We start from the raw sequence: 12,154 nt of genomic DNA, 5'->3' as shown, positions 1-12,154 counted from the left end.
CATCCATTCCTCTTACTTCTTCATTTTAACACTATTTAGACAAAATTGGACTTCTTACGATAGATTCGCTTCGACTTTTTCAAAAAAAGCAGGAGATAATTCCTCTGGCAAATAAACAACTGTCTCAGAAGAAAGCGCTACGTTCATCTGAAACAAATGATTGACAATTAAGAGGTGTGCTTGGTGAAGTTGATACGCTGGTTTTCCATGAATAATTGTAATATTCTTTTTTTCACTGAAATAGCTTTTTATAGATTGCCCCAGCGCTTGTTCCTTTTCTGGAGGAAAGTCCGTCAATAGGCAAATAATATATTTTTTTTCATATAAAATTGGGTTAAATAAATCTAGGATGTGATAAAAATAGCAACTCGTCAATTCCCGTTCTTTTACTGAAGTAAAGACTGGATATAGGCGCTTTAAAAGCCTAATTAGTTTTTGTAATCTGTGCCAAGTTTGATGATAACGTACAGCGAGTGTTTGTTCCTGTTTATGAGCTGGCAACCATGCTTGTCCGTCTAATAAACTATTCATATGCGTACTTAAAAATCGACATAAATGAATTTCTTGATAATTAAAATGATGTTGTGTAAAATTTCTCCTAATTTCTTTCATAATAAAAATAGCTGTTTTTAAGCATAAACTTTCTATTTTCATTTGCTCATGAATAAAATACTTTCGCGCTCTCTTGCCAAAACAACCACCAAAATGTGCTTCAAGAATCACAAATAACGCTTTTTGTTCTTTAAGAGACATAAAAGAAGTGCTCAACACTTCCACACGAAATAAATAAAAAAAAGCACTTGTTTGTTGAAATAAATTAGCATTTGGCACTGAAATTTCATGCCCGCCTCTATATCGTTTCTCCCAAATATAAATTAGCCAACTAAGATGATTCTGTTGTGCTACATTTAAATCCAACTCAAAAAAGGTAATGATTTTCCGAGTCATTTCTCTGTTTTCTTCTAGACAGCTTTCTTGAAAAAACAAATAAAAACAAAGGATTAACTGTCGAATTTGCCATTCATTGCCAGTTAAATCGTAATGTTTTTGACGTACAATAATATCAAAATTAACTAGCCAACGTCGAATATTAGAAAGTTTCTTCCGAAGAGTTGATTCCTGTAATCCCAATACCTGGGTCAATTGCGCATAATTGATTCGCTCTTCAATTAGACAACGTAAAATATAAAATTCGGGAATAAAATAACAAAATTTTTGTCTAAATCGAGCCAAGCCACAAACGCATAATTCACGATATTTTACAATTCCTTTGGTCGTTGTATAAATCTTACAAAGCCCTTCTATCTTAAACGTTTCCTGCTTTTTTTCAAAACGTTGAATGTAACAATGGATTGTTTTGTCGCTCACCTTTAGTTTTTCTGCAGCCATCAAAACAGAAAATGTCTGCTCTTGTTGCAGTAAATCCAACAATTCCAACATATTTTTATGTTCAAAAGACAATAATTCCTTGAAATCCATATATCGTCCCCTTTCACTCCCTTGTTATAAGAATACGTCAAATAAGGCAAAAATTTTTTTAAGAAGAAAAAAATAGAGAACAAAAAGTATTGATTACTTTCCGCTCTCTACAATTATATCGAATTATTTTTTTGAAATATGCAGTGTCATAGCATTTGCTGCTACAATAATTGTACTTAATGACATCAAGACAGCACCTACAGCTGGATTTAAAACAATCCCAATTGGTGCAAGAACCCCAGCCGCTAAAGGAATGGCGACAATATTGTACCCAGCTCCCCACCAAAGATTTTGGATCATTTTACGTCGTGTTTGTTTGGCTAAATCTAAGAACCTTAAAATATCTTTAGGATCACTATTCGTCAGTACAACATCTGCCGAATCAATCGCTACATCTGTACCAGCGCCTATCGCAATGCCGATTGAAGCACGGGCTAAACTTGGTGCATCATTAATACCGTCTCCTACCATCATGACCTGATGTCTCTCAGTAAGATATTGTTGCACAATTTTTTCTTTATCTTCTGGTAAGAGCTCTGCGTAGTATTCCTTCATTCCTAAATAATTAGCAACTGCACTGGCAGCTGTTTGATTATCCCCCGTTAACATGACTGGCGTAATGCCTTGCGCTTGTAACTCTGCAATAAACGTTTTAGCTTCTGGTTTGACTTTATCTCCTAAAGCAAGCAGTGCGACTAATTGACCAGCGATGATTAAATAACTCAAGGTATTTCCTTGCTCCTGATAGTTTGTTTTAATTGTTTCATCGAAGGTTAACTGTAACCGTGCAACTTCTTTTTCATTGACTATTTTGACTTCTTGGTTTTGAACAGTAGCAACCAGTCCTACGCCTGATAAAGCTTGCAGATTATGGGCTTCATAAGGTTGAACGGCTTGTTTATTTAAATAGTTCATGATCCCAATTGCCAACGGATGATTTGCATTTTTTTCCAATGCCCCAATATATTTAAGTGCTTCTTCTCTAGTAAACTGCTTACTCATTAATTCTAAGCCAGTAACTGTAAATTGTCCTTCTGTTAAAGTTCCAGTTTTATCCAGCAACACATATTCAACCTTATTGGCTTGTTCTAATGCATTCCGATTTTTTAAAAGTAAGCCATTTTTAGCAGCAATGGAGGTACTTCTAGCAATCACTAAAGGAATTGCTAAGCCTAACGCATGGGGACAGGCAATAATAAAAACTGTAACCATTCGTTCAAATGCTAGCGACAAATCTTTCGTTACGAGTAACCAACCGATAAATGCTAACACACCTACGAATAAGGCAATATAGAATAACCACTTGGCTACACGGTCTGAAATGGATTCTAGTTTTGATTTTTCCGATTGCGCTTGTTTAACCATCTCCATAACTTTTGACAGGTAACTATTTTCACCCGTGCCAGTTACCGAAATTTCAATCATTCCGTTGCCATTGACAGCTCCACCAATCACGGAGTCACCAATGTTTTTTTCTACTGTTTTTGATTCCCCTGTAACCATCGATTCGTCGACTGTTGTGCTTCCTTTCAAAATTTTACCATCTGTCGGAATTTTATCTCCCGAACGAACAATCAAGCGATCGCCTTCTTGGACATCTTGCAAAGGAATTTCTTCTTCCCCATGTTCAGTCATTCGCTTGACTGTGTCAGGCAACAGTTCAGCCATTTTTTTCAAGGCATCACCAGCATTAGAAATAGCATTCATTTCAATCCAATGGCCTAAAAGCATAATAACAATCAGAGTGGCTAATTCCCAGAAAAAGTCCATCACGTGGGCCTGATTCGTAAAATGATTCATGTAAAACGCATATAAGCTGTAAAAATATGATACCGAAATCCCCATCGCAATTAACGTCATCATTGCTGGACTCTTTTGCTGTAATTCCATTTTAGCGCCACTTAAAAATGGTTGTCCACCATAAAAAAATAGCACTGTTGCTAAAATTAAGACCAACCAATCAGAACCTGGAAAAGTAAATTGAAAAGGTAATTGAAAACCCATCATTGGTGAAAGAACAATAATCGGAATAGCTAAAATCAATGACAGCCAGAATTTTTGTTTAAAATTCCCCATATGCATTGAATGATCCATTCCCTTCATTCCTTCATGTTGGTGTGACATAGCCATTTGTTCATGCGCCATGTCATGATTCATGTGATTCATTTTATCGTGGGACATTGTTGGCTGTTTTTCCTGGTGTTGTTCATGATTATGTTTTGCTGACATATGATCCCTTCTCTTCTTAAGTATTTTCATCTTAAGCATAGCACAAGATGAAAATTGTTAGAAATAATTACTTTTTTTAGTTTAGAAAAAAAAAGAGCCGAATTTTGCGTATGTATATTTTAAGAACACCTTATCCTCATATTTATTACAAAAGGAGTGTTTCAATGAAAATTACTACAAAGCAAGTCGGGGCGCGCATGCGTGAAGCTCGAAAAAAGAAGAAGTACACTTTACGTTATTTAGCCAATAAAATTGGTTTATCTAGTGGAAGTACAATTAGTAACTGGGAATTAGGTTTGAATTTACCCAATAAACGATACTTAAAAAAATCGCTAAAGCCTGTGACACAACAGTAGATTGGCTACTTTATGGTGATTTCGATCGATTTGTGCGCCAGCTATTAAAAGAAAATTTTCAAAATAAACAACTGCTAAAACCACCTTTTTTTACTCAGTTGATGGGACGTTTATCTGAAGAACAGCTATCCTATCACGATTCCTTAAAAATTATGATTCAAGCGCAAAAGTTACAGCAGTCCTTTTATGCTTTTCCTTTAACAGTAGAAGCCCCCTCTCATTCCCAAGAGAGTATTTCTATTTATGAACCAACAACTGCAGAAGAACAGTCTGACCAATCTTATTATCATCCGTTTATTTTGTCAGAACTCCATGAATTATTTACACATTCTCAAAATCCAGAATTGGATTATTCTCTGATTATCGCTTTTCTTCCTTTGTTAAAAGTAGATCAATTAACTGAACCTCAAAAAGAAGTCTTACTGGCCATCTTTAAGCGGATGAATTCCTTTAAAGACCAAACGTTTTTAAATGAATTCTTTGTGGAATTACAGTATTTACTCTGATTCTACAAAAAAGATTGAGCCATGTATCTCAAGGACTTAGGCTCAATCTTTTAGTTAAATTTCTTCTATTTATGAACGATTCTTTCGTTCGACTAAGTGCGTTTTCCGTTGTGGACCAATGATTAAAGGAACGGATTCATATTTGACTTCACTGTATTCCAAGCCAAACCAACTTTCAGGAGAGGTAGTTAAGTTTTTGATAGCTAATTTTGCCTGCATAATTTGTCGATCCCATTTTTTCAGTTCAGAAACGTTAGATAATTCTTCTTGAATTAATACAAATTGGAAATCGCCAACTTCTCTCCCTGGCGTTAATGAATAACGTTGCGGCTGTTTTGGCAAGCGGCCTGTTTTCATCAAGTCATGAACAATTTGTCTTAAATATACATTCACTTCTTGAGAAATATGGAAGCCTAAATATAGCTGAACTTGCACAATAAAATCAGTTCCTAGCATGTCAACAGAATATTCTTGAGTAAAGGGTTCATCTGTTACCTGAACATTAACAAACCAATAAACATTCGCTCGTTTTGGTTGTTTGTCCAAAATCGAATAAATAATATTACGATTAATTTCGCCATCCACTCGATCGGAGGTTAAAAAGACCACGTTGGTTTGATACATAGGTACAGATGTATCTTCTTTCAAAGCTTTAAGTTGTGGTACATATTTTTCCAACGACACTTGTTCCGCCGTCGCTTCCTTAATCTCGTTGCCGCGTTCCCAAATAATCATGATGCATAACAAGAAGACTGCCATTCCCACCGCAACATATCCACCATGGAAAAACTTCGCAGCACTTGAAAAGAAAAAGACAACTTCAATGGCAGCAAAGAACAAGGAAATTAGATACGCAGACCAAGCTGGAATTTTATCCAAAAGATAAAACAACAATAAAATGGTTGTCATTAACATCGTAATCGTAATCGATAGACCATACGCAGCTTCCATGTGTGTCGATGTTCTAAACGCCAGCACGATTGCTGAACAAGCTAACCACAAAATTAAATTTACCGCTGGAATATACATTTGACCGATATTGCTCCCAGGATAAATAATTTTAAGTCTTGGTAATAACTTCAATTTAATCGCTTCAGAAACTAAAGTATACGAACCTGATATTAACGCTTGCGAAGCAATCACTGCGGCGATTGTTGCAAAAACAACGCCAAATACGAGAATACCTCGTGGAATCATTTGGAAAAATGGGTTAATTTCAGCTAATGCCTGCATTTCAGGGTTTTCTTTGACCGTTAACAACCACGCAGCTTGCCCTAAATAATTAAGAATCAAACAAATCTTAATATACGGCCAGCTAATGCGGATATTCATTTTTCCTACATGCCCTAAATCAGAATATAAAGCTTCAGCACCAGTTGTAGCCAAGAAAATATTCCCTAAAATAAATAGACCTAATTTATTTTCTGGACTGACTAGTAATTGCAAAGCATAATATGGATTTAATGCACGAATAACCGTCCAATCTTGGCTAAAATTCATTAAACCAATGATGCCTAAAAAAGTAAACCACAAGAACATAATCGGCCCAAAAGCTTTCCCGACCAATTCTGTTCCAAATCGTTGAACAGAAAAAAGAATTAAAATAATCGTCAACGTAATAACCACTATAATCGTTTGGTCATTGCCAAAACGTTCAAAAAATGCGGGAATCCCCCGTAAGCCTTCAATCGCTGTCGTCACTGTCACAGCTGGGGTCAAAACGCCATCAGCCAGTAAAGCGGCGCCGCCAATCATTGCGGGAATAATCAAATACTTACTTTTTTTACGAACCAATGTATAAAGAGAGAAAATCCCACCTTCTCCATGGTTATCAGCATTTAAAGCAATAACAACATATTTAATCGTGGTTAAGATAGTCAATGTCCAAAAAATTAATGAGACCGAACCTAAAATAAACGATTCAGAGACCCGTGCCAAGCCACCATTATCTCCTACAATGGCTTTCATTACATATAAAGGGCTCGTTCCAATATCTCCATAGACAACGCCCATGGCAACTAAGATCCCTGCCATCGTAAATTTCCGACGATCAAACCCCTCTGCTTTGTGTAACACAATACTTTCCTCCTACAAAAGAAATGACTTCGTTTAGTTTAACCAACAGCTCCATAAAAACTTTTAAAACTCTTTGTTATATAACGTTTTATATATCTTTTTCATTAGTCAAAAAGCGCTTTTTGACTAACGATGCTACTCACTATAATACGTTTTAAATCGTTTAGCAAGTCTTTTTATTAGAGAATGTTCATCTTAGATAAGAAACCCACCTATTTTGAAAAAAGGAAAATCAAAAATAAGTGGGGCAGCAGTCGAAACGACTGCTGCCCCACTTACTAACTATTAAGATAATTCCCTGAACAAAAGTAGCTCCTTTTATTCCTGTTAAATTTAAATCACTTCTTCTTCCTCTTCAACTTCAGAGAAATGGAACTTAATCATTTCATTGACGAAAATTGGCACAAAGGATAGGAAAATTGCTAACATCCAATGATTTAAACTAATATGCACTAATCCAAATAGTTCTTGTGTGAATGGTAATAAAGCAATGGTTGTGGTAATTAGTAATGCTAAAACGACCATTTCAAAGAGCGACTTGTTGCTTGATAATTTTACACGGAAAACAGAGTTCGCACTACGAACATTAAAGACATGTAAGATAGAGGAATAAGCTAAGATTAAAAATGCCACTGTTTGTCCAACTTCATAGCTGTTTGAAACATAGGCTGAAACACCTGGTACAAAGGCACCTAGGTAAAAACCAAACAAAGTAATGACTGTGAACACTGCTGCATTAATCCCAATCTTTTGCCATAAGCCTCGTGCAAAAATCCCTTCGTTTTTAGGGATTGGTGCCTCATCCATAATTCCTTTTTCCGCTGGTTCTTTTCCTAATGCAAAACCAGGTAACCCATCTGCGACCACGTTAACAAACAACAGTTGAACTGCAGTAAATGGCGCACCCCAACCAAGTAACATGGCAATTAAAACAATAAAAATCTCAGAAATATTACAGCTTAATAAGAAGTTAATGGCTTTACGAATATTTCGGTACACGGCACGTCCTTGCGCCACTGCATCAACAATAGTTGCAAAGTTATCGTCCGTCAAAATCATATCTGAAGCGCCTTGGGCCACATCTGTTCCAGTAATCCCCATTGCGCAACCGACATCACTAGCTTTCAAGGCTGGCGCATCATTCACGCCATCTCCGGTCATTGCTACAACAGCGCCAGAACGTTGCCATGATTGAACAATTCGAATTTTATCTTCAGGGGTTACACGTGCATAAACGGATAAATCTTTAACCCGTTTATCTAATTCTTCATCACTCATTTTTTTCAGTTCTGAACCAGATAAGGCTTCACTTTTATCTTTTAAAATCCCTAATTCTTTAGCAATTGCACTGGCTGTTACCACGTGATCACCAGTAATCATGACTGTTTTAATTCCAGCTTTTTTCGCACGAGCAATGGCGCCCTTACTTTCTGGACGTGGTGGATCAATCATGCCAATTAAGCCTAACAAGCGAAGATTTTTTTCTAAAGCCTCTGATGTAATTTCCTTGGGTGGTTCATCATATACGGCATAACCGACAGCAATAACTCGTAACGCTCGTTTTCCGAAACGATCATTAACAATAGCCGCTTGATCGACATCTCCGAAACCAAAACGAGGTAGTAACACATCAAAGGCTCCTTTAGTAATTGAGATGTACTTTTTCCCCCATTGATGGACCGTAGTCATCATTTTTCGTTCTGAATCAAAGGGAATTTCACCAATACGAGGATATTTTTCTTCAAGTTCTTCTTTAGTATGATAATTTTCTTCGACAGCACGAACAATTGCCGCTTCTGTCGGATTCCCTGTAACAGTTAGTTCATCGCCTTCTTTTTCCACAATGACATCTGTACATAAAGCAGCCATTTTCAGTACTTCCATGGCTTCATCGGTCATGGCATCTTCCGTATCCGTTACTTCATCACCACGATGCCATACTCGGCGGACGCGCATTTTATTTTGTGTCAGTGTTCCTGTCTTATCAGAACAGATAACATTCGCAGTTCCTAGCGTTTCTACTGCTGGCAATCGACGAATAATCGCATGTTTCTTAGCCATTTTTTGAACACCATATGCTAAGGTTAACGTTACAATCACGGTTAGTGTTTCTGGTACAGCTGCCACCGCTAAGGAAACGGCTGTCATAAACATTTCAAGAAGCGGTTCTCCTTGCAGTTCACCAATAATGAAAACAATTGCTGCAGCCCCTAAAGCTAACAAACTAATACGTTTGCCTAATTGATTCAAGCGTTTTTGTAATGGTGTTTTTTGCTGATCGCTGTTATTCAGTAACCCAGCAATTTTACCCATTTCTGTATTCATTCCTGTTGCAGTTACTACTGCTCGTCCGCGGCCATTCACAACGGTACAGCCTTTGAAAATCATATTTATTTGATCTCCTAAGCCATCATCGTCATGCCCCACGTATGTAGGATCTTTTTCAACAGGTTCACTTTCCCCTGTTAGTGCTGACTCTTCTACGCGCATTTGAGAAGCTTGAATAAGTCGTGCATCGGCTGTAATCATTGAACCAGCTTCAAGAACTAGAACATCTCCTACTACTAGTTCTTCAGCATCGACTTCGATTACCTTGCCATCTCGTAAGACTGCACTACTTTGCTTGTTCATGTCTTGTAAAGCCGCCAGAGATTTTTCAGCATTTCCTTCTTGAACAATGGCTAAAACAGCATTGATAATCACAATTGCAATAATTAAGATTCCTTCAAAATATTCGCCATGTTCTGTTACGATTGCTGTATAAAACGAAATTGCCGCAGCAACTAATAAAATAATCGTTGTAAAATCAGATAAACTGTGAATAAATTTCTTTAACACAGAATCCTTCTTAGCCTCTTCAAATTGATTGCGGCCATTTTCTTTCAGCCGTTGTTGGGCCTCTTGTTGTGTTAAACCAGTTTCAGTATTGACTGAAACTTCTTTTGTGACAGTATCGACAGATTGCTTGTAAGCTTCCATCCTATTCCCCCTCTAATTTTTTCTTCCTATATAATAGTGTCTCTATTAAATATAACATGATTTTTTTTGAACACGCAACTTTTTTCATCTTTGGCTTAGCGTTCTCTCATATGTCCAGAAAAAACTGGTATTTTCGTTGTTGCTACAGCAATGTTTCTATTTGATTATGGGAATTTTATGAAAAAGGAAACGAATTCAGCCAAAAAGCAATGGACATTTTTTTCATTTTGTCTGATAAAAAAATAGTTTATTTCTATATATTCAACACAAAAACAACAAAAAATACAATGTTATTTAGTTCGCACAATTATTTATTTTACACGTTATAAAATAACCAGAAAAATATTATATTTAATCTTATTAATAAGTGTTATAACTTGCAAACGCTTCCAAAAAGTGCTATTCTTTAAGTGTAAGGAGGACATGCAAATCAATTGGTTGAAGATTTTCTCAGTAGATAAAAATCGGTAAACTCAAAGTTGTTAGAATTGCAAGATTCACCTGTAAACAATACGTGTAGAGTAATTGTTAGTGATAACTCGTATCGGAAAATAGGGAAAGGTTATAGAAGGATGGAGTTTCTATAAAGCATTTACCCTATCTGTTATCACCTAACGCAAGTTATCCACCATCCAAGCGTCGAAACTGTATGAAAACAAGGTTTTAGTTTCACCACATCACGTTCACCTTTTGCTTTACATGTATCGCGAAATGTAAACACTTATTCAACCAATTGATGTCTTCCCGTTAACAAGGCCGAGCTTAAATTTAAGCTCGGTTTTTTCTTTTAAGCAATAAAATATATTTGTATCAAATAATCATATGTGTTATATTCAAGGTGCACATTCTATTTTATCTTCTTTTAAAGGAGGGAATGCTATGCGAAAAAAGAAAAAATCTTCGTTTGAAAGTTCAATTCATGTTTATCGTGCTATGGCTCGTATGACCCAGCAAGATTTGGCCAATCGAGTCGGTGTCTCTCGACAAACAATTATTCAACTGGAACGAAACAAGTACAATCCTTCATTACTTCTTGCGCATGACATCGCGAACGTCTTTGGCGTAACCATTGATGATGTGTTCACCTTCAAAGAAACACTGAATGACGATGTAGAACAAGAAGCCTAAACAGTATAAGCTGTACTTAACAAGACAATTTTTCTGATTGTACTTGGAGTTGCCGAGGTACAACTTAGTACCGGCAATACGAAGAAAGCACTTCTTCGTATTGTTGTTTCAATAATTAATCTTTGCTTACATAAAAAAAGAACGGCGCAACCGTGGTTGCGCCGTTCTTTTTATTCTAAGATTGTCTACTAAGCACTTTTGTCCTAGTAGCGTTTTGGTTTCTAACTTTATTATTTACAGGGGAAGAAAAAATAAAGCACACCTTTACTGTGATTCCAAAAATCACGTGTTTATCATAATATATTTTTGTTTCAATCCCAAGTATTCTGCTCACAAAGTGTCGCTTATTTAATAAACATTGCATCGCCAAAACTAAAGAAACGATATTTTTCCTCAATTGCATGTTGGTAAGCAGCCAATGTTAAGTCTTTTCCTGCAAAGGCACTCACAAGCATCACTAACGTAGATTTTGGTAAATGGAAGTTCGTTGAAAAAGCCTCTACGACTTTAAATTGATACCCTGGTGTGATAAAAATATCGGTCCAGCCACTGTCAGCCTGGATTTCACCATTAAATTTTGTGCCAATTGTTTCCAACGTACGAATAGAAGTTGTTCCAACGGCAACAATCCGACCGCCTGCTTGGCGCACTTCATTTAATTGCTTAGCCGCTTCTTCAGTTAAACGATAGAATTCGCTATGCATATGATGTTCTTCTATATTATCAACGCTCACGGGACGGAATGTTCCTAAACCGACATGTAAAGTTAAATAAACGAGATGAACACCTTTTGCTTTGATCTCTTCTAATAGTTCTTTTGTAAAATGCAAACCCGCTGTTGGTGCTGCAGCTGAACCATTTTCTTCAGCATAAACCGTTTGATAACGATCTGGGTCATCTAGACGTTCTTTGATATATGGCGGCAATGGCATCTCTCCTAACGATTCTAAAATTTCTAAGAAAATACCATCATATTTAAATTCAATGATTCGACCACCATGTTCCAACTCTTCTTTAACCACCGCTTTTAGGCGACCAACGCCAAATTGAATTTCCGTGCCGACTTTTGCACGTTTCGCGGGTTTAATCAAGGTTTCCCATGTATCGCCTTCTGTATTTGTTAAAAGTAAAACTTCCAAATGACCGCCTGTTTCAGGTTTTTCTCCATATAAACGGGCCGGCAGTACCCGTGTATTATTCATGACTAATGCATCCCCAGGCTGTAATTCATCAAGAATATCATGGAAATGTTTATCCTCCATGTCCCCTGTTTCTTTATTTACAACTAATAATCGTGAACTAGCGCGATCTTTTAGTGGGGTTTGAGCAATTAATTCTTCTGGTAAATCAAAATCAAAATCTTCTGTACTTAGCATTTCCGTCACTCTTTCTACTAGTTTT

General features: G+C 36.6%; 6 protein-coding genes and 1 pseudogene. 2 read left to right on the top strand and 5 right to left on the bottom strand.

What is annotated here, in order from left to right:
- Positions 1-54: 54 nt before the first annotated feature.
- Entirely contained in the window at positions 55-1,479 is a 1,425-nt protein-coding gene (locus IGI63_RS12850) for a helix-turn-helix domain-containing protein (RefSeq protein ID WP_429975899.1), read from the bottom strand.
- Between the two features lie 123 nt (positions 1,480-1,602).
- Positions 1,603-3,747, bottom strand: coding sequence for a heavy metal translocating P-type ATPase (locus IGI63_RS12845; RefSeq protein WP_429975898.1), 2,145 nt, complete (start codon positions 3,745-3,747; stop codon positions 1,603-1,605).
- Between the two features lie 125 nt (positions 3,748-3,872).
- On the opposite strand from IGI63_RS12845, the pseudogene IGI63_RS12840 reads away from it, so the two are divergent.
- A pseudogene (locus IGI63_RS12840) lies at positions 3,873-4,570 on the top strand (helix-turn-helix domain-containing protein).
- Between the two features lie 69 nt (positions 4,571-4,639).
- On the opposite strand, the gene IGI63_RS12835 reads toward IGI63_RS12840, so the two are convergent.
- Both IGI63_RS12835 and IGI63_RS12830 read right to left on the bottom strand, forming a co-directional pair.
- Positions 4,640-6,646 carry a KUP/HAK/KT family potassium transporter gene (locus IGI63_RS12835; RefSeq protein WP_002381294.1) on the bottom strand — a complete coding sequence of 669 codons (2,007 nt, stop codon included), beginning with the start codon at positions 6,644-6,646 and terminating at the stop codon, positions 4,640-4,642.
- Positions 6,647-6,979: 333 nt separating this feature from the next.
- The gene (locus IGI63_RS12830; protein ID WP_002355749.1) at positions 6,980-9,625 is read right to left on the bottom strand and encodes a calcium-translocating P-type ATPase, PMCA-type; all 2,646 of its coding nucleotides are present in this window, start codon (positions 9,623-9,625) and stop codon (positions 6,980-6,982) included.
- A gap of 822 nt (positions 9,626-10,447) precedes the next feature.
- Here IGI63_RS12830 and IGI63_RS12825 point away from each other — a divergent pair.
- Positions 10,448-10,753 carry a helix-turn-helix transcriptional regulator gene (locus IGI63_RS12825; RefSeq protein ID WP_002355748.1) on the top strand — a complete coding sequence of 102 codons (306 nt, stop codon included), beginning with the start codon at positions 10,448-10,450 and terminating at the stop codon, positions 10,751-10,753.
- 344 nt (positions 10,754-11,097) lie between these two features.
- On the opposite strand, the gene queA is transcribed toward IGI63_RS12825, so the two are convergent.
- A complete protein-coding gene (gene queA / locus IGI63_RS12820) occupies positions 11,098-12,129 on the bottom strand; it encodes a tRNA preQ1(34) S-adenosylmethionine ribosyltransferase-isomerase QueA (RefSeq protein WP_429975897.1) in 1,032 nt (343 codons plus the stop codon).
- Positions 12,130-12,154: the final 25 nt, after the last annotated feature.

The sequence above is a fragment of the Enterococcus sp. DIV0086 genome, assembly GCF_050498705.1.
In the GTDB taxonomy this organism is placed as follows: Bacteria; Bacillota; Bacilli; order Lactobacillales; family Enterococcaceae; genus Enterococcus; species Enterococcus faecalis.
This window is presented reverse-complemented; position numbering and strand designations above follow the sequence as displayed.